The organism is Caballeronia sp. INML3B (assembly GCF_023631305.1).
GTDB classification, from domain to species: Bacteria; Pseudomonadota; Gammaproteobacteria; order Burkholderiales; family Burkholderiaceae; genus Caballeronia; species Caballeronia turbans.
Map to the genome: position 1 here is coordinate 199,146 of NZ_JALQDI010000073.1, position 16,551 is coordinate 215,696.

Genomic DNA, 16,551 nt, shown 5'->3' on the forward strand with positions numbered 1-16,551 from the left:
TCTTGAGGTTCTGCCCACGCGCTGTGCGTTGAAATGTGGGCGACTGGGGTTGTCCACATCCTGGATATCTCTGCCTCGCCGGCCGCCTGCTTTACGATCCCTCGCGGCGAGACCTCGCGGGATTCGCGGCTTACCTAATCTCGATTTGCTTTGCGGTCTGCCTTGTTTCTACCGCTTGGGCACGCGCATGACGCGTATCGGCACGATCGAGGTCGACGGCAATGGAATCGCTCGCTGAAATCGCCCGAACGCGCGTGGTGGCCCAAAACGTCAGTGACTCGTGCCGCTGCGTTCGCGGCCGATGTCAGCCCTTGGCGTATTCGAACTCCGGCAGCTTTTTCAGCGCCTCCTTGCTTGCGCCGGTCAGGATTGCCTTCGGCGCTATCTGCTTGAACTGTTGAATGGGGATGGCGACGCGGTGCGCCGCCATCCCGAGAAAGCCGCCCACGTCGATAATCGCGGCCGAGAGCGAGCCATTGGGAGCGACAATCAGGTCGTCGACGCGGCCGATCTTTTCGTTCTTTTCGTTGTAGACATCAGTGTGGATCATCTTGGATGCGCGCCAGCCTGTTGCGACCAATTGCGCTTCGGTGACGGTCACGCCGAGCGTAGCCTTGCCGGCGATGGGCGCATCCTGCGCGATCGCGCCGCTGGCCACGAAGCCACCGGCGGTTAGCGCAAGCACGATGATCGAAAGCCTTGCGGCCGATGCGAAGATAGTCGTCATGGCGTTCTCCAGATAAGCAACGGTATGTTGCGCCGGGCGCAGGACGCGCTCAAGAACGCAGCGGCGCTTTCAACTTGTCGCGAAGCTTGGCGCTGCGCCACTTCCATGCGCCGCGGACGAGGACAGCACCGACAGCACGCCGATGAAGGTCAGCAGCTACTCCGTGCGGCCGCGCATTTTGCCGACCCCCGGCGATCAGATTCAGCACGCCGGTGATGATGGCAGCGTGAGACCACGAAACAGAGCGCGAGGAGGCCGGCCAGGATGCCGGCGGCACCACGGCGCGCGAGCACCACATGCCAGTCCGAATACTTCGTCGATGATTGAGTTTTTCGGTCGAATCGCCAGCAGCCGACCCATACTGCGCGCGCAACTTTATGCGGCACGTATGGTCCAGCGTATGTCCGCGAGGCGCGCGCTTCTTCCGAGTTCCTGCCCAGAGGTGTCGGATTTCTGCGATTGTTGGTCGCTCAGGGATCGAACCGCGCGCATCATCGGAACGTCGGGCGGGAATGCGCAAGGCGGAACGCGCGGGGCGTGCAGCCTGCATATCGATGGAACACTTCGGTGAAATGCTGCTGGGTCTGGAAGCCCGCGCGTGCTGCGACATCAATGAGCGGGAGGCTGCCTTCCGAGAGCATCGACTGCGCTAGTCTCAACCTTTCGGTCGTCAGGTAAAAGTGGGGAGGATGCCCTGTCGCGTTCTTGAAAGCCCGCGCGAAATGCGACGAGCTCATGTGCACGAGCGCAGCGAGGTGCTCGATCTGGATGTGCTCCGCGATGTGCTCGTGTATGAAGCGTTCCACGACGCTCAGCTTTGCGTGGGTGAGCGTTGTGCCCGTGTCGCGCGGATCGGCGGGGCGGCCATATCGACACGCGAGATGCAGTGCAATCACGTCGCCGAACGCGGCGAGACATATGGGGTCCGGGCTTCTGCCGGAGTACAACGCAGAAAGGGTGTAGGCCGCTTCGCGTAGGAAAGGGTCCCACGCCTTGAACCAGTATGGGATATCGCACCCCATGATGCCGAGCGACGTTCGAGCGGTTTCCATTAATTTAGCCGAACTGAGCGCGACGACGAGTCCGCGCGGATCGTCCTCATTGTCGAGCACGGTGCGGGCCCACGCCGGCACGATCGCGATGAATGGCGCACTGACGCTTATGTACTCACATGAACGTGCGCTGCCGCCGGCGACGCTCGCGTGTGCGGTGGTCTGGTCCGCCGGGATGACACACAAGATCCATTGCGCCGACTCAGTGGCGCAGTCCGTGCAGGACGTACCGATCGAGTGGCAGTGAAACCATTGCAAGTGCGAAGAACCTGTATTTTGCCCCATGATGCGTATCGCCTAGGATGCGGGAATCGGAGTCACGTGCCTCAGATTGTAGTGTTCGATTTTCGTCGATGCTCAATTTACTTTTTTATATGCATGGGGACGCGCGGCATTATGGTCGGCAGGGATCGCTGCAGTCAGGTGCACGCGGGGGACGGAGGGCAGGAGAAATCGGACCGTTCCATGACGGGACCGTTTACGGATGTGTCACTGGTCGCCGGTGCTGCGGGATGGCGCGCGCCGAGACCTGCAGCTTTGCGCGAGATCGAGCAAAACCTGCAAGTTTTCGATGACCTCGGCGGGAACGTAGGTGAATCAGGTGCGCTCTTCGCGCTCTCGCTCGGCGCGCTCGGCGATCGCGGCATCGACGGGATCGTCGCGCTGCCGCATCAGCCAGTAGACGCTGCCAAGTGCAACCAGCGCGGCCGCGAGGGCGGCGATGCGAGCCGGGTCCGAGGCTGGATCGAGAATAATGAACTTGCGTGCTATCGCGAGCATCGCCACGAGGATCACAGTCTTGACCTGCACGATGTGATCGCGTCTCAACATGACGCGTGTAATCGAGTGCTTGAATTCCATCGCGATCAACAGTGTCATTATCATCCCGAAGACCGCCTGGAAGATCGCATGGTCCAGAGGATCGAGCGCCCCCGACAGTAACAGCGCGATGACCGCCCGAACCAACTGCCACAGCGATACGACGATGATCACCGAGATCACGACGCTCAGCATATGGGCGATCACCTGTTCGAAGCGCTCATAGAAGGTCAGCACGCGCCATTGCAGCCGAAACTCGTCGAGAGTCGCGCGAATTGGTCGGATGGGTTTGCTCATGGAGCGGTTCGCAGGAAGGCTCGGACACGCAGCGACGCCATATGGGCGTGGACACACCGTCACGGCGGAAACGATCGCCGCTGGCAGGCTCCTGTGATGTTGAGCCATGCGCGCAGCCATTTCTTTCGCCTTCTCGCTGATCCTTGTCCCTTATCTGCTGTGCTTGCGGCACCTTACTCGCACGGCGACCCCGCAATTGCTACTCGAGAACGCCGGATCGTGAATTCCTTCGGCAAGCGGAAGCCCGTAATGGCCGAGAAGGGTCGCATCGCACGCTCCGCGATGTACAAGACTTTCCTCGACAAAGAGAATGGCTGCATCAAGGTCGCGCTGATGCCTCAGGCGCGGCCCATGTTTCGCGGAACCACGGTGACCGATTCGTAACTCCATCGGCGCAGACATGCGCCTCGCGTCTCGCTCGCATCGCTTTCATCTGGAATATGCCTTGCTGCACAAGGGAGGTCCGTGCGAATCGGCCAGCTGATCCGATGGAGAGAACCCTCCGCGGCTGGATGGGTAGCATTGGGACGAAGGCGAAGACGCTGAGAAAGAAGGCCTGGCACTCGGTCGGACGCCTGGTAACGCACAGGTGTTCGGAACCGGTACGACGCCTGGGGCATCAGCGGAGGGTCATGTGGTAACGCTGTCCGGTCCGACTCACGACTTCCGGCAATCGAGCGGGTGGGGTGAGGCGGGCTTGCGTGCAACCGGAGAAACATGATGAAAGCTGTTGTCTATAGAGGGCCGCGCGAAGTCAGCGTGGAAAACGTGCCCGATCCCAAAATCGAGCGGCCGACCGATGTGATCGTGAAGATTAGAAGCACTAATATCTGCGGTTCGGATCTGCATATGTTTGAAGGCAGGACCGACTTTGAAAAGGGCAGGGTTTTCGGGCATGAAAATCTCGGCCAGGTCACGGAAGTGGGGCAGGCAGTTGAGCGTTTAAAAGTCGGGGACTGGGTGTGCATGCCCTTCAATATCAGTTGTGGCCATTGCCGGAATTGCGAAAAGGGATTGACCGCATTCTGCCTGACCGCCAATCCTCAGCCGGGCATGGCAGGCGCTGCCTTCGGCTTCGCCGACATGGGGCCCTATCAGGGCGGACAGGCGGAATACCTGCGCGTTCCTTGGGCCGATTTCAATTGCCTGAAGCTCCCGCCCGATGCCGAGGAAAAGCAGAACGACTATGTGATGGTGGCCGATATCTTCCCGACCGGATGGCATGCCACTGAGCTCGCCGGGATGCGGCCGGGCGATGCAATCGTCATCTACGGCTCGGGTCCAGTCGGGCTGATGGCCGCGCATGCAGCGATGATCAAGGGCGCCTGCAATGTGATGGTGGTGGATCGCCATCCCGACCGGCTCCAGCTGGCGGAATCAATAGGTGCGGTCGCCATCGACGATTCGAAGTGCAATCCGGTCGATCGCGTCATGGAACTCACCCATGGGCGGGGTGCCGATGTCGGCTGCGAGTGCGTCGGCTATCAATGCCATGATCCCGCCGGACAGGAGATACCCAATCTGACCATGAACAATCTCGTCCAGTCGGTGAAGTTCACCGGCGGCATCGGTGTGGTCGGGGTATTCACGCCACAGGATCCCGGCGCATCCGATGACCTGGCCAAGAAGGGGGAGATCGCGTTCGACTGGGGAACGTGCTGGTTCAAGGGCCAGCATATCGCCACCGGGCAGTGCAATGTCAAAGCCTACAACCGCCAGCTGCGCGATCTGATTTATGCCGGTAGGGCGAAACCCTCTTTTATCGTGTCACACGAGATCGAACTGAGCAAGGCGCGGGAGGCTTACGAGCACTTCGACTCGCGCGACCACGGCTGGACGAAAGTAGTTCTGAAGTCAGGCGGATGAGGCGTTTCTGATCAGTGACCTTACGGCGGAGGCCGCCTGCAAGCCGGGTTTGAAGAAGGTCCAACCGGCCCGGTTTGCCAAGTTACATTTTTCGGTGGTCCTGAGTAGGATGGCGGCAATGCGCGCATCCTGGCACGCCGTAATCTGTGGACCGCTGTAATACCCTCGATCAGCGATAGCCTTCAATCTGGTTCTGCCCATGGCATCACGAGCAGCTCGGGCCATCCAGCGAATGGGATGATCTCTGTCGGCCCGGATATGAACCGGGCCGTCGCGAGGCCTTGATCGCGCCGATCAGAAGTCGAAGCCCGGGCCGCCCGCGCCCGGTCCGCCCGGCGCGGCGGGCAGCGGCGCGTCCTTGGGCGCTTCGTGCACGGTGGCATCGGTCGTGAGCAGGAGTCCTGCAACCGATGCCGCGTTTTGAAGCGCGGTGCGCGTGACCTTGGTCGGATCGAGCACGCCGGATTCGACCAGATCGCCATATTGACCCGTCGCCGCGTTATAGCCGAAGTTGCCGCTGCCCCCCGAGACCTTCGCGACGACCACGCTTGCTTCTTCGCCCGCGTTCGACACGATCTGACGCAGCGGCTCTTCGAGCGCACGCAATACGATCTTGACACCCGCGTCCTGATCGGGCGTCGCGCCCTTGAGCGCGGAGATCGCCTGCTTCACGCGGATGAGCGCGACGCCGCCGCCCGGCACGATGCCTTCCTCGACCGCCGCGCGGGTCGCATGCAGCGCATCGTCGACGCGGTCCTTCTTTTCCTTGACTTCGATTTCCGTCGCGCCGCCGACCTTGATCACGGCCACGCCGCCCGCCAGCTTCGCCACGCGCTCCTGCAGCTTTTCGCGGTCGTAGTCGGAGGTGGCTTCCTCGATCTGCGCGCGGATCTGCTTCACGCGTGCTTCGATGTTCGCGCTGTCGCCCGCGCCGTCGATGACGGTCGTGTTCTCCTTGCCGACTTCTATGCGCTTCGCCTGCCCCAGCTCCTGCAGTGTCGCTTTCTCGAGCGAAAGACCGGTTTCTTCGGAAATGACCTGACCGCCGGTGAGAATCGCGATGTCTTCCAGCAGCGCCTTGCGGCGGTCGCCGAAGCCCGGCGCCTTCACCGCGACGGTCTTGAGAATGCCGCGAATGTTGTTGACGACGAGTGTCGCGAGCGCTTCGCCTTCGACGTCTTCCGCGATGATCAGCAGCGGACGGCCGGCCTTCGCGACCTGTTCGAGCACCGGCAGCAGATCGCGAATGTTCGATACCTTCTTGTCGTGCAGCAGGATATACGGCTCGTCGAGCGCGGCGACCTGACGGTCCTGATTGTTGACGAAGTAGGGCGACAGATAACCGCGATCGAACTGCAGTCCTTCGACGACATCGAGTTCATCGTCGAGCGACTTGCCGTCTTCCACCGTGATGACGCCTTCCTTGCCCACGCGATCGATCGCTTCCGCGATGCGCTGCCCGATCGACTCCTCGCCGTTGGCCGAGATGGTCGCGACCTGGGCGATCTCCTTGCTCGTCGTGGTCGGCTTGCTGATCTTCTTCAGCTCCTCGACGGCGGCGATGACGGCCTTGTCGATGCCGCGCTTCAGATCCAGCGGGTTCAGGCCGGCGGCCACGTACTTGTTGCCCTCGCGCACAATCGCCTGGGCGAGCACGGTCGCGGTCGTCGTGCCGTCGCCGGCGAGATCGCTGGTCTTGGATGCCACTTCCTTGACGAGCTGCGCGCCGATGTTTTGCAGCTTGTCCGCGAGCTCGACTTCCTTCGCCACGGAGACGCCGTCCTTGGTGACGATCGGCGCGCCGAAGCTGCGCTCCAGCACGACGTTGCGGCCCTTCGGACCGAGCGTGACCTTCACTGCATTGGCGAGAATGTTGACGCCCTCGATGAGCTTCGAGCGCGCGTTATCCGAGAAAACGATGTCTTTTGCTGCCATGTCGTTCGACTCCTTGTATCTGATTCTTCCCTTCAGCGATTCACGACCGCGACGATGTCTTCTTCACGCAGGACGAGCAATTCATCGCCATCCACCTTGACGGCTTGTCCCGCGTATTTGCCGAACAGCACGCGCTCGCCGACCTTGACGTCGGGCTCGACGCGCTTGCCGTCGGCGTCGCGCCGGCCAGGACCGACGGCGAGGATCTCGCCCTGATCCGGCTTCTCGGCGGCGCTCTCGGGAATCACGATGCCCGACGCGGTGCGCGTTTCCTGATCCAGACGCTTAACGATCACGCGATCGTGCAGGGGGCGCAGACTCATTCGCTCTTTCCTCCAACCTGGTCTCTGAATTGGCACTCCTCGAAGCGGAGTGCGACGGAGTTGCGAGTATAAGAAGCGGCTCCGCGCGGCCCAAATAAGCGTTTCGCAGATCGATAGCGCGAGGGCGCGTATGTGCTATCGAGGTCGCCGAGGCGCGCGTCCGGCATCATCGCGGGGCCGAGCCGACGCAGCCGCGTTCGCGCGACGCAGTCCGCCAAATCTCGCGACCTGCTTTTGACCTGAGAAAAACTTCGTTCCCTTGCGCACTCCGCGCCGATAGAGTGCGTGCCTCGCCATCGCACCGACGCACGACAACGGTGCACCGGCCCAACGAACGAAGGAATCTCATCCATGAAAACCAGGACCTGGGGTGCGGTGCTCGCCGCACTGCTGGTGCTCGCATCCAATGCCGCGCACGCGGATCGTCTGGACGACATCAGGAAGGCCGGCGTGCTGCGCGTCGCGGCGTTCGACAGCAACCCGCCGTTCGGCTTCGTCGATCCGAAGGACAATCAGATCGTCGGGCTCGATGTCGATTACGCGCGCGCCGTGGCGAGGAGCCTGGGTGTGAAGCTCGAAGTGCAGCCGACCAATCCGGCCAATCGCATTGCGTTCCTGAAGTCGGGCAAGGTCGATCTCGTCTTCGCCAACTTCACGATCACCGACGAGCGCAAGAAGGAAGTCGATTTCAGCACGCCGTATTTTGCATCGGGCACGCAGTTCATCGCGAAGAAGGGTGTGCTCAAGTCGCCTGATCAGATCAACAGCCTGCGCATCGGCGCGGACAAGGGCACGACCAACGAACAGCAGGTGCGTGCGAAGTTCCCGAACGCGACCATCGTCGCCTACGATGACACGCCCTTTGCCTTCGCCGCGCTGCGCACGGGCAACGTGCAGGCGATCACGCAGGACGGACCCAAGCTCGTCGCGCTGCTCGCGCGCGTGCCGGACAAGGCGAGCTACGAGATTCCCCCCTTCACGATCTCCAACGACTACGAAGGCGTCGGCGTGCCGAAGGGCGAAACGCGTCTGCTCGATGCCGTGAACGGCACGCTCACCAGACTCGAGGCGGACGGCGAGGCGGGGCGCATCTACGACAGGTGGTTCGGACCGAAGAGCGCCGCGCCGCTGCCCCGCCTGTTCAAGATCGGCGATCCGCAGAAGAGCAGCTGATCCCCGTTGCCGCGGTCGATGCCCGGGTCGCGTCTCAACATCGCACCGCCCGGGCTTCACGATTTCCGTTCTATGGGTCGATCATGCAAGGCTGGCTTGAACCGAAGTATCTCGCGTGGCTGGAGCAGGGCACGGCCGTCACGCTGATGCTCTCCGCGTGCGCGGGCATTTGCGCGACACTGCTCGGCTTCGGGCTGGCGGTCGCGCGCACGTCACGAAGCGCTGCGGTCGCGCGGGTCGCCGCGCTCTATGTCTTCGTGTTTCGCAATTCGCCGCTGCTCGTGCAGCTATTGTTCTGGTATTTCGGCGCGGCCGCGTTGCTGCCGTCGGACTGGATGACCTGGCTCAACGCGCCGCATGCGGCGAAGCTCGGTATTCTCACGCTACGCTGGCCGAGCTTCGAGCTGTTCGCCGGCTGGATCGGCCTGACGTGCTACACGACGACGTTCATCGGCGAGGAGTTCCGCGCCGGGATGCGCGGGGTGGGCCATGCGCAGGAACAGGCCGCCGCGGCGCTCGGCATGAGCCGCTATACGGCGCTGCGCTACGTGATCCTGCCGCAGGCGCTGCGCATCGCGACGCCGCCGCTCGCGGGGCAATACATGAACGTGGTGAAAAACTCGTCGCTCACCATGGCGATCGGCGTCGCCGAACTCTCGTACATGTCGCGTCAGGTCGATACGGAGACCTTCAAGACCTTCCAGGCGTTCGGCACGGCCACGGTGTTCTACGTGCTGACCATCGCAGTCATCGAGGTGGCGCTGGTTCTCTGGCAGCGCACGGGTGCGCGCGCGCTGCAACGGGGTCATGCATGAGCGGGTTCGAGTGGTTTCCCTCGCTGCGCTATCTGCTGCTGGGCGCATTCCCTGCCGGACCGTTGGGCGGCATTGCGCTGACCGTGGCGCTCTCGGTCGCTTCCGCGCTGCTCGCCGCGATGGTGGGTCTCGCGGGCGGCATCGCGCTCGCCATGACGCGCGGCGCCGCGCATCTGATGCTCACGGCGGTGGTCGCGTTCTTCCGCGCCATTCCCGTGCTGATGCTGATCTTCTGGACCTTCTTTCTGATGCCGGTGGTGCTGCACGTGAACCTGCCCGGTCTCGCGACGGTGATATGCGCGCTGGCGCTGATCGGCGGCGCGTACCTGTCGCACTCGGTGCATGCGGGCATCGTCTCGATCGGCGAAGGCCAGCGGCAGGCGGCGCTCTCGCTCGGGCTCACGCGCTGGCAGGCGCTGCGCGAAGTGATCCTGCCGCAGGCCGTGCGCGTGATGACGCCTTCGTTCGTCAATCAGTGGGTATCGCTCGTCAAGGACACGTCGCTCGCGTATATCGTCGGCGTGCCGGAATTCACGTTCCTCGCCAATCAGCTCAACAACCGCCTGATGGTTTATCCGGCGCAGATCTTCCTCTTCGTCGGCTTCGTCTATCTGATGCTGTGCGGCGCGCTGCAGGGACTCGCCGGTGTGTTGCTCGGGCGTCGCAAGGCGGGGCCGGCGTAGCGGCATGTGACACAGACACGGCGCTTCGCGTGCAATACATCGCAGAAAAGCTCGTTTGTGGAACGCTTCGCAGCGGGCTAGATTGAAGCCATCGTGTATCGAAGGAAGCCGCTCATGCCGCTCATGTCGCACTACCTGCTGCACTACTGGCACATCCTCTCCGTCCGACTCGACGCATCGCGCGAGCGCCGCATGCTGCGTGAGGCAAGACGCGCGATGCAGGCATGCGCATGCGGGACGCCCACGCACCGCGATGATGAGGCAAGCCGCGCGGAACGGCTTGAATGCATCGCGCTGTTCGCCCAGGCCGGGTACTTCAACATGGGCAACGCGGTCGATCTGTTTCAGCCGCCGCCGCCTTTCTGAGCCTGAACCACCCACAACGAAGAGGAGCACCATGAGCGCCGATGCAAGACTGAACCGTCTGATCGAACCTGGCCGCACGTCCAGCAACCCGAAGGCGAATTACCGGAACGCCACGCGCTGGGGCGATCTCGTCTTCGTATCGGGCAAATCGGCGAACGGCGCAGTCGACGGCAAGGCGCCGCAGGGCAGACTCGGCGATAACCTGACGCTCGCGGACGGCCGAGATCGTGCGTGATGAGCAGCACGGCCATCGACAGTTCGCGCCGCAGCCGGTCGAGTAGTTCGAGAATCTGCGCCTGGATGGTGACGTCGAGTGCGGTGGTCGGCTCGTCGGCGATCAGAAGGCCGGGACGGCACGCGACGGCGATCGCGATCATCACGCGTTGCCGCTGGCCGCCCGAGAGCTGATGCGGGTAGTGCCCGAAGCGGCGTTGCGGCTCGGGCAGGCGCACGAGTTCGAGCAGTTCGCGCGCTTCCTTGTGCGCGGCCTGCGCCGACATCGGCCGATGCAGCGTCAACGCTTCGGCCACTTGCCTGCCGATGGGCTGAAGCGGGTTCAGCGAGGTCATCGGCTCCTGAAAGATCATGCCGATGCGGTTGCCGCGCAGCGCGCTCCATTCGCGCTCGCTCTGCGTGAAGAGCGGCTTTTCCTCGAAGCGGATCGCGCCTTGCACCTGCGCCCGGCCGGGAAGCAGGCCCATGGTCGCGAGCGCGACGGTGGATTTCCCGCTGCCGGACTCACCGACCAGCGCGAGGATCTCGCCGCGCGCGATCGTCAGGTCGAGAGGACGCACCGCGGCATGTCCGCCGAAGGACACGCTCAACTGGTCGATCTGGAGCAGGGGCGCCGAAAGACTCATGGCGCTTGCGTGGCCGGTGCGTCGGCCAGATCGCGAAAGCCCGCGCCCGTGTGACGCGGACCGAGTCGCGCGCCTTCGCCGAACAGCTTCTCGCGCAGGGTGCCCTGCGCATACGCCGTCTTGTAGATGCCGCGCGACTGGAGTTCCGGAATCACGAGATCGATGAAATCCTCGTAGCTCTCCGGTGTTACCGTGCGCGTGAGATTGAAGCCATCGATGTCGGCTTCATCGACCCAGGACTGTAGCGCGTCGGCCACCTGCATGGGATTGCCGACGATCGTCGTATAGCGTCCGCCCAGTTGCATCTGTTCGAGCAGATGCCGCACGGTCACGCCGCGCTTGCCGTCGGTCACGCGCTGCACCGACGATTCGATGCCCCGCCCCTTGTGACCGCCCGGAAGGGGCGAGCTCGTCATCCGGCGCGTAGGTGGAATAGTCGATGCCGCTGCCCGCCGCGAAGTGCGCGAGGCCCGCCTCGGGGCTCGCATGGCGCGCGTACTCGGCGAATTTTTCCTGCGCGTCGCGCTGCGTGCGTCCCACCACGACGGTGATGCCCATGATGATCTTCAGATCGCCCGGGGCGCGTCCGGCCGCGACCGCCTGCGCGCGCAGCGCGTCGACCAGCTTGCGCGTGCCTTCCTTGCTCTGGCTCGACACGAACACGCATTCGGCATGTCGCACAGCGAACGCCTGGCCGCGTCCCGACGATCCCGCCTGGAACAGCACCGGCGTGCGCTGCGGTGAAGGCTCGCAGAGGTGATAGCCCTCGACGTCGTAATAGCGGCCGCGATGCCCGTCGAACGCGCTGTGATGTATCCGCTGGTGCTGCCGAATCTGCACGCCGCGCTGGCGTACCGGGCGCTCGCTCCGGAGTCGTTTAACTGTGAGCGTGTTCCTTAAAGTTAACTTGTAGCGATGAATACGAGATTGTAGACTTCGCTACATGGAAACTCTCTCGACCTGGTTGCTGCTCGTCCTCACGCTGCCGACCGAAAACGCGACCGCGCGCATGCGCTTCTGGCGCGCCCTGAAAGCCAAGGGCTGTGGCGTGCTGCGTGACGGTATCTACCTGCTGCCGCATTCTGCAGAGCGGGAAGCAACGCTGCGCGACTTATCAGTTGCGATCGGAGAGGCTGGCGGCACTGCATATGTGCTCCGCGCGCCGAGCCTTGATGTCGAACAGGACGTCGAATTCCGTGGGTTGTTCGATCGTTCCGAGGACTACGCGACATTCATCCAGTCGCTCTCGGAATCCCGCAAGACCGTTGCAGGCCAGTCGGAGAGCGAACTCAGGCGCTTGCTGCGTCGACTACGCAGGGACTATGAGACGATCGTCGCGATCGACTACTTCCCGGACGCCGGCGCGACACGCGCCGAGGCGGCCTGGCAGGACTTCGTGGCGCACGTCGATACGGTGCTCTCACCCGGTGAGCCACACTCGGCCGAGCGGGCAATTCGGCTACTGGCGATCAAGGACTATCAGGGGCGGACGTGGGCGACGCGCCAGCATCTTTGGGTGGATCGTGTCGCCAGCGCCTGGCTCATTCGCCGCTTCATCGACCCGGACGGCCGATTCCTCTGGCTCGGCTCTCCCGAGGCGTGTCCAAAGAACGCGTTGGGCTTCGATTTCGACGGTGCCGCGTTCACGCATGTGGGTGAGCGGGTGACCTTCGAGGTGCTGATGGCGAGCTTCGACCTCGAGCGCGACCCGGCACTGTTGCGGCTTGGCGCGATGATTCACGTTATGGACGTGGGTGGCGCGCCCGTCCCCGAGGCGATCGGGTTCGAAGCCATCATGGCGGGGGCGCGCGAGCGCGCGGCCGATGATGACGCACTGCTCGACGAAATGTCGCGCGTGCTCGATTCGATGTACGCCCATTTCGCCGCGAGCGCGAAAAGCACCGACGCAGGGAGCCGCTCATGAGCACGACCGCGACGGTCGCGCCTTCGTATTCCCTCGGCGAGTTGATGCGCTACATGCTCAAACTCGGCACGTTCGGGTTTGGTGGGCCAGTCGCACTCGTCGGCTACATGCACCGCGATCTCGTTGAACGGCGTGGTTGGATCACGGACGACGACTATCGCGAGGGACTCGCGCTGGCGCAAATGATGCCAGGGCCGCTGGCCGCACAGCTTGGGATCTATCTCGGCTACGTTCATTACCGCGTGCTGGGTGCGACGGTCGCCGGGATCGCATTCGTGCTGCCTTCGTTCTTGATGGTGGTGGCGCTCGGTTGGGCGTACGTGCACTTCGGTGGATTGCCATGGATGCAGGCGGTGTTCTATGGCGTTGCCGCAGGGGTTGTCGGCATCATCGCGATGAGCGCCTATAAGCTCGTCAACAAGACCCTCAAAACTGACAAGCTGCTCTGGGCCATCTTCCTCGTGGTGGCGGCTGTGACGGTCGTGACCGAATCGGAAGTCGCGTGGCTGTTCATCGCCGGCGGCTTGGTGAACATGTTTCGCCGCGCTCCGCCCCGGTGGCTCGGCAAAGGTGGCATGAACGCGCTCGCCGCCGTGCACGGGCCGGCGCTCGGTGGACTCATGAGCGGGCATGACGTTTCTTTGATGACCCAGATCGGACTGTTCTTTACGAAGGCGGGCGCCTTCGTGTTTGGTTCGGGGCTCGCGATCGTGCCATTCCTATACGGCGGAGTCGTCACGGAAAATCACTGGCTGAACGACAAGCAGTTCGTCGACGCGGTCGCAGTCGCGATGATCACGCCGGGTCCGGTCGTCATCACTGTGGGATTCATCGGTTATCTGGTTGCGGGTTTGCCCGGCGCCTGCGTCGCGGCACTCGGTACGTTTCTGCCTTGTTACCTGTTCACGGTCTTGCCTGCACCGTACTTCAAGAAGTACGGGCGGCTCCCCGCCATCAAAGCGTTTGTGGACGGCATCACGGCGGCAGCGGTCGGCGCGATCACCGGCTCGGTGATCGTGATCGCACGTCGCTCCATCGTCGACTGGCCAACGGCGCTGCTCGCACTGATCACCGTCGTTGTGCTCTGGCGTTTCAAGAAGCTGCAGGAGCCGGTGGTCGTTGCGGCAGCCGCACTGGTTGGTCTCGTCGTCTATCCGCTCACTCACCTGTAAGCCGCTTCGAGCTGGAAAACGGCGGGGGAAATTCCTGGGCGAAAACGAGCGAAGCGAAGACGAGCACCTCGGCACACTACGAGGAGACATCATGGCAACCCGTCGTAAATTCCTGCATCAGACCGCTGCCGTGGGGGCAGGCTTGATGATCGCGAAAGCCGATGCTGCGCACGCTGCAGACCAATACGGCTATGTCGACAACCTTACTGACGCCGACGGCAAATATGCGGCTGGCCCACTACCGTTCGCGTTCGACGCGCTGGAACCCGTCATCGACGCGCGTACTGTCGAATTGCACTACACCTTCCATCACAAACCCGCTGTGGCGGCAGCGAACAAGGCCGAAGAAGCGCTCAGCAAAGCGCGCGAGTCGAATGACTTCGCGCTCGTGAAGTATCACGAAAAAGAACTCGCGTTCCAGCTTTCGAGCCATATTCTGCACACGGTTTACTGGACGAGCCTATCGGGCAAGGGTGGCGAACCAAAGAACGAACTGGCCCAAATTATCGACAAGAACTTCGGCTCCTACGCCAAGTTCAAGGCGCAACTCGTAGCGGCGACGATCGCCACGGAAGCATCGGGCTGGGGTGTGGTGGGATATTTGCCTTCCACCGGAAAGCTGATGATCCTCCAGTGCGAGAACCACCAAAAGCTCACGGCATGGGGCATCCAACCGATACTGGTACTGGACGTCTTCGAGCACGCGTACTACCTGAAATATCAGAACCGACGCATGGAGTACGTCAATCAGCTCTTCAACATCCTGAATTGGGATAACGCAGCCATGCGGCTACAGGCAGCGATGCGGGTTCCGAGCGCATGACCGAGCGCGCGTCCGGACGCGCACCGGAAAGCGTGCCGAACGATGCCGATGATGAATCGTCTCTCACACTGGTTCGCACTCGAACAACGCGTCGCCACCATCGCGCTTGGTGGCAAGGTTGACAACACCCAGTACGATCCCGTTTCGCATCACGTCTTCGTGAACGTCCGGACGCGCCAGCAACTGATTGAGATTGACCCCATCGAAGGCAATGACCGCATGCTCGTGCTGGATTTGCGGACGAAGCGCGTTTCTCAATCCTTCGACATCAGTGCTGATCCCCACGTTCTCGCATTCGATTCATCGAGTCACACGGTGTACGTAGCGGGCGAGCAAGGCGTGACTTCAATGTTCGAGGCAGAAGCCAAAGGCGTCCGACATCCGGCTGACGGGCACGTAGGACCTAACGCTCACGTGGTCTACATCGACGCCAAAACGCATTACTTGTACTTCCCGCTGAAGAGTGTCTAAGGACGCCCGCTGCTTCGGATCTTGGCGCCGCATTAACGGTGGCTCAATCCGACCAACCGGAGAATCGAAATGAAAGCACTAGTCGGATTGGTTACCCTGCTTGCCGCAGTATCGGCCAGCGCGGCATCACCGCGAGTGAACAACGGCCGACTCGTCGATGAGAACGGCATGACGCTGTATTCGTTTAGTGGGCAAGGTGCGCCCGACGCAAGATCTTGCGAAGGCGACTGCGCAAGAAACTTCCCGCCCGCCCTGGCAAGCCCTGGCGACACTCCAAGGGACAAACTCGGGCTTGTCGATACTGCCAACGGCCAACGCCAGTGGACGTATGAGGGCAAACCGCTCTATCGTGGGCTGATGGACAAGAAGCCCGGTGATCGGGCCGGCGACGGTCTCAACACCGTATGGCACAGCGTCCAGCCGTACTGAATCGGCTTGTACGATTCACATTGACGTCGAAAAGTTTGACGAAGCGAACAGCGGTAAGCGACTCGGCTGGGCCAGTTCCTGATTCGCGCGCGCGTGGGGCATGATGGTGCTGTCGCAGTGGAATTCTTATAGATCACAGGGGATCGTGTCCATGATCGGCGATCGTGGACACGATTCACGCAAATCTATCCAGATCTACCCGGTTAGGGGCGTAGGTGGAGTGGCCGGCTTCAGTTTCTCGGCCACGTTCCAAGGCAGCAATTCGTCGATGCGTGAGATCTTGTGATCAGCGATATGGGTCAGGACGTATTCCAGATAGGCGCGCGGGTTGATCCCGTTGAGCTTTGCCGACCCGATCAAGCTATACATCGCGGCGGCTCGCTCGCCCCCGCTGTCCGAGCCGACGAACAGATAGTTCTTGCGTCCGAGGGCGACACAGCGCAGCGCGTTCTCGGCAAGCACGTTGCTGATCTCGACTCGACCGTCCTCGCAGTAGAACACGAGCGCCGCCCAGTGGTTCAGCGAGTAGTTGATTGCTTTTGCGAGCGAGGACTTCGTCGATAGCGTCGCGAGTTTCACCCTGATCGTCGCTTCGAGCTTCGCGAGCAACGGCTTGCTCTTTTCCTGCCTGAAGCGCAGACGCTCGTCAGGCGCCTTGCCGCGGATGTCGGCTTCGATGCTATAGAGTTCGCCGATCATCTCGAGCAGTTGCTGGGTATCTGAAGTCGGTGTGCGCGCGTGAACATCGTAAATGTACCTCCTCGCATGATCCCAGCATGCCGCTTCGTGGATCTCGCCGCTCGCATACAGTTGATC

Annotated in this window: 19 protein-coding genes and 1 pseudogene; 11 read left to right on the forward strand and 9 right to left on the reverse strand. The window is 62.4% G+C overall.

The features are described 5' to 3' along the window. Positions 1 to 304 precede the first annotated feature (304 nt). The 3 genes from NCS58_RS30005 to NCS58_RS30015 form a co-directional block, all read right to left on the reverse strand. The gene (locus tag NCS58_RS30005; RefSeq protein WP_086961194.1) at positions 305 to 727 is read right to left on the reverse strand and encodes a PRC-barrel domain-containing protein; all 423 of its coding nucleotides are present in this window, start codon (positions 725 to 727) and stop codon (positions 305 to 307) included. 491 nt (positions 728 to 1,218) lie between these two features. Further along, positions 1,219 to 1,965: a helix-turn-helix domain-containing protein gene (locus NCS58_RS30010; protein WP_250477577.1), complete on the reverse strand. Its 747-nt coding sequence runs from the start codon at positions 1,963 to 1,965 to the stop codon at positions 1,219 to 1,221. Positions 1,966 to 2,376: 411 nt separating this feature from the next. Then, the gene (locus tag NCS58_RS30015) at positions 2,377 to 2,895 is read right to left on the reverse strand and encodes a phosphate-starvation-inducible PsiE family protein (protein WP_061119008.1); all 519 of its coding nucleotides are present in this window, start codon (positions 2,893 to 2,895) and stop codon (positions 2,377 to 2,379) included. Between the two features lie 249 nt (positions 2,896 to 3,144). Here NCS58_RS30015 and NCS58_RS34260 point away from each other — a divergent pair, with 249 nt between their 5' ends. Beyond that, positions 3,145 to 3,279: a hypothetical protein gene (locus NCS58_RS34260; RefSeq protein ID WP_284502459.1), complete on the forward strand. Its 135-nt coding sequence runs from the start codon at positions 3,145 to 3,147 to the stop codon at positions 3,277 to 3,279. Positions 3,280 to 3,615: 336 nt separating this feature from the next. Then, positions 3,616 to 4,761, forward strand: coding sequence for a glutathione-independent formaldehyde dehydrogenase (locus NCS58_RS30020; protein ID WP_061119088.1), 1,146 nt, complete (start codon positions 3,616 to 3,618; stop codon positions 4,759 to 4,761). A 294-nt stretch (positions 4,762 to 5,055) separates the two neighbouring features. Here the strand turns inward: NCS58_RS30020 and groL are convergent, their stop codons facing one another. Together groL and NCS58_RS30030 are read right to left on the reverse strand one after the other, a co-directional pair. Then, positions 5,056 to 6,696, reverse strand: coding sequence for a chaperonin GroEL (groL, locus tag NCS58_RS30025; RefSeq protein WP_250477575.1), 1,641 nt, complete (start codon positions 6,694 to 6,696; stop codon positions 5,056 to 5,058). A gap of 32 nt (positions 6,697 to 6,728) precedes the next feature. Next, complete coding sequence (locus tag NCS58_RS30030) at positions 6,729 to 7,019, reverse strand: co-chaperone GroES (RefSeq protein ID WP_061119011.1); 291 nt, start codon at positions 7,017 to 7,019, stop codon at positions 6,729 to 6,731. Positions 7,020 to 7,370: 351 nt separating this feature from the next. On the opposite strand from NCS58_RS30030, the gene NCS58_RS30035 reads away from it, so the two are divergent. The 4 genes from NCS58_RS30035 to NCS58_RS30050 all read left to right on the forward strand — a co-directional run bounded on the left by NCS58_RS30035 (position 7,371) and on the right by NCS58_RS30050 (position 10,056). After that, complete coding sequence (locus NCS58_RS30035; RefSeq protein ID WP_061119012.1) at positions 7,371 to 8,192, forward strand: ABC transporter substrate-binding protein; 822 nt, start codon at positions 7,371 to 7,373, stop codon at positions 8,190 to 8,192. A gap of 83 nt (positions 8,193 to 8,275) precedes the next feature. Further along, positions 8,276 to 9,007: an amino acid ABC transporter permease gene (locus tag NCS58_RS30040; protein ID WP_061119013.1), complete on the forward strand. Its 732-nt coding sequence runs from the start codon at positions 8,276 to 8,278 to the stop codon at positions 9,005 to 9,007. After that, entirely contained in the window at positions 9,004 to 9,690 is a 687-nt protein-coding gene (locus NCS58_RS30045) for an amino acid ABC transporter permease (RefSeq protein WP_061119014.1), read from the forward strand. The genes NCS58_RS30040 and NCS58_RS30045 overlap by 4 nt, the downstream gene beginning before the upstream one ends. 114 nt (positions 9,691 to 9,804) lie before the next feature. Continuing rightward, positions 9,805 to 10,056, forward strand: coding sequence for a hypothetical protein (locus tag NCS58_RS30050; protein WP_061119015.1), 252 nt, complete (start codon positions 9,805 to 9,807; stop codon positions 10,054 to 10,056). A 218-nt stretch (positions 10,057 to 10,274) separates the two neighbouring features. Here NCS58_RS30050 and NCS58_RS30055 read toward each other — a convergent pair. The 3 genes and pseudogenes from NCS58_RS30055 to NCS58_RS30060 form a co-directional block, all read right to left on the reverse strand. Next, positions 10,275 to 10,916 (reverse strand): annotated as a pseudogene (locus NCS58_RS30055) (ATP-binding cassette domain-containing protein); the annotation flags it as partial. Further along, complete coding sequence (locus tag NCS58_RS34545; RefSeq protein WP_086961198.1) at positions 10,913 to 11,179, reverse strand: hypothetical protein; 267 nt, start codon at positions 11,177 to 11,179, stop codon at positions 10,913 to 10,915. The pseudogene NCS58_RS30055 and the gene NCS58_RS34545, both read right to left, overlap by 4 nt. Continuing rightward, positions 11,142 to 11,756 (reverse strand): LLM class flavin-dependent oxidoreductase, encoded by a 615-nt coding sequence (locus tag NCS58_RS30060; protein ID WP_409219316.1) that lies wholly within the window; start codon positions 11,754 to 11,756, stop codon positions 11,142 to 11,144. The genes NCS58_RS34545 and NCS58_RS30060 overlap by 38 nt, the downstream gene beginning before the upstream one ends. A gap of 103 nt (positions 11,757 to 11,859) precedes the next feature. On the opposite strand from NCS58_RS30060, the gene NCS58_RS30065 reads away from it, so the two are divergent. From NCS58_RS30065 to NCS58_RS30085, 5 genes are all read left to right on the forward strand, one after another. After that, positions 11,860 to 12,840, forward strand: a complete 981-nt coding sequence (locus NCS58_RS30065) for a chromate resistance protein ChrB domain-containing protein (protein WP_061119016.1) — start codon at positions 11,860 to 11,862, stop codon at positions 12,838 to 12,840. After that, a complete protein-coding gene (locus NCS58_RS30070) occupies positions 12,837 to 14,012 on the forward strand; it encodes a chromate transporter (RefSeq protein WP_061119017.1) in 1,176 nt (391 codons plus the stop codon). Before NCS58_RS30065 ends, NCS58_RS30070 begins: the two co-directional genes overlap by 4 nt. A 91-nt stretch (positions 14,013 to 14,103) precedes the next feature. Then, the gene (locus NCS58_RS30075) at positions 14,104 to 14,835 is read left to right on the forward strand and encodes a superoxide dismutase (RefSeq protein WP_250477574.1); all 732 of its coding nucleotides are present in this window, start codon (positions 14,104 to 14,106) and stop codon (positions 14,833 to 14,835) included. A gap of 48 nt (positions 14,836 to 14,883) precedes the next feature. After that, complete coding sequence (locus NCS58_RS30080) at positions 14,884 to 15,306, forward strand: YncE family protein (RefSeq protein ID WP_250477573.1); 423 nt, start codon at positions 14,884 to 14,886, stop codon at positions 15,304 to 15,306. A 69-nt stretch (positions 15,307 to 15,375) separates the two neighbouring features. Beyond that, the gene (locus tag NCS58_RS30085; RefSeq protein ID WP_061119019.1) at positions 15,376 to 15,735 is read left to right on the forward strand and encodes a transcriptional regulator; all 360 of its coding nucleotides are present in this window, start codon (positions 15,376 to 15,378) and stop codon (positions 15,733 to 15,735) included. Positions 15,736 to 15,930: 195 nt separating this feature from the next. Here the strand turns inward: NCS58_RS30085 and tnpC are convergent. Next, on the reverse strand, positions 15,931 to 16,551 hold a 621-nt coding region (gene tnpC, locus NCS58_RS30090), incomplete at its 5' end, for an IS66 family transposase (protein ID WP_250538951.1).

What these genes read in the sequence shown, in the direction of transcription:
- NCS58_RS30005 (WP_086961194.1), bottom strand. Translation starts at nt 727, where the DNA reads ATGACGACTATCTTCGCATCGGCCGCAAGGCTTTCGATCATCGTGCTT.
- NCS58_RS30015 (WP_061119008.1), bottom strand. Translation starts at nt 2,895, where the DNA reads ATGAGCAAACCCATCCGACCAATTCGCGCGACTCTCGACGAGTTTCGG.
- NCS58_RS34260 (WP_284502459.1), top strand. Translation starts at nt 3,145, where the DNA reads ATGGCCGAGAAGGGTCGCATCGCACGCTCCGCGATGTACAAGACTTTC.
- NCS58_RS30020 (WP_061119088.1), top strand. Translation starts at nt 3,616, where the DNA reads ATGAAAGCTGTTGTCTATAGAGGGCCGCGCGAAGTCAGCGTGGAAAAC.
- groL (WP_250477575.1), bottom strand. Translation starts at nt 6,696, where the DNA reads ATGGCAGCAAAAGACATCGTTTTCTCGGATAACGCGCGCTCGAAGCTC.
- NCS58_RS30030 (WP_061119011.1), bottom strand. Translation starts at nt 7,019, where the DNA reads ATGAGTCTGCGCCCCCTGCACGATCGCGTGATCGTTAAGCGTCTGGAT.
- NCS58_RS30035 (WP_061119012.1), top strand. Translation starts at nt 7,371, where the DNA reads ATGAAAACCAGGACCTGGGGTGCGGTGCTCGCCGCACTGCTGGTGCTC.
- NCS58_RS30040 (WP_061119013.1), top strand. Translation starts at nt 8,276, where the DNA reads ATGCAAGGCTGGCTTGAACCGAAGTATCTCGCGTGGCTGGAGCAGGGC.
- NCS58_RS30045 (WP_061119014.1), top strand. Translation starts at nt 9,004, where the DNA reads ATGAGCGGGTTCGAGTGGTTTCCCTCGCTGCGCTATCTGCTGCTGGGC.
- NCS58_RS30050 (WP_061119015.1), top strand. Translation starts at nt 9,805, where the DNA reads ATGCCGCTCATGTCGCACTACCTGCTGCACTACTGGCACATCCTCTCC.
- NCS58_RS34545 (WP_086961198.1), bottom strand. Translation starts at nt 11,179, where the DNA reads ATGCAGGTGGCCGACGCGCTACAGTCCTGGGTCGATGAAGCCGACATC.
- NCS58_RS30065 (WP_061119016.1), top strand. Translation starts at nt 11,860, where the DNA reads ATGGAAACTCTCTCGACCTGGTTGCTGCTCGTCCTCACGCTGCCGACC.
- NCS58_RS30070 (WP_061119017.1), top strand. Translation starts at nt 12,837, where the DNA reads ATGAGCACGACCGCGACGGTCGCGCCTTCGTATTCCCTCGGCGAGTTG.
- NCS58_RS30075 (WP_250477574.1), top strand. Translation starts at nt 14,104, where the DNA reads ATGGCAACCCGTCGTAAATTCCTGCATCAGACCGCTGCCGTGGGGGCA.
- NCS58_RS30080 (WP_250477573.1), top strand. Translation starts at nt 14,884, where the DNA reads ATGATGAATCGTCTCTCACACTGGTTCGCACTCGAACAACGCGTCGCC.
- NCS58_RS30085 (WP_061119019.1), top strand. Translation starts at nt 15,376, where the DNA reads ATGAAAGCACTAGTCGGATTGGTTACCCTGCTTGCCGCAGTATCGGCC.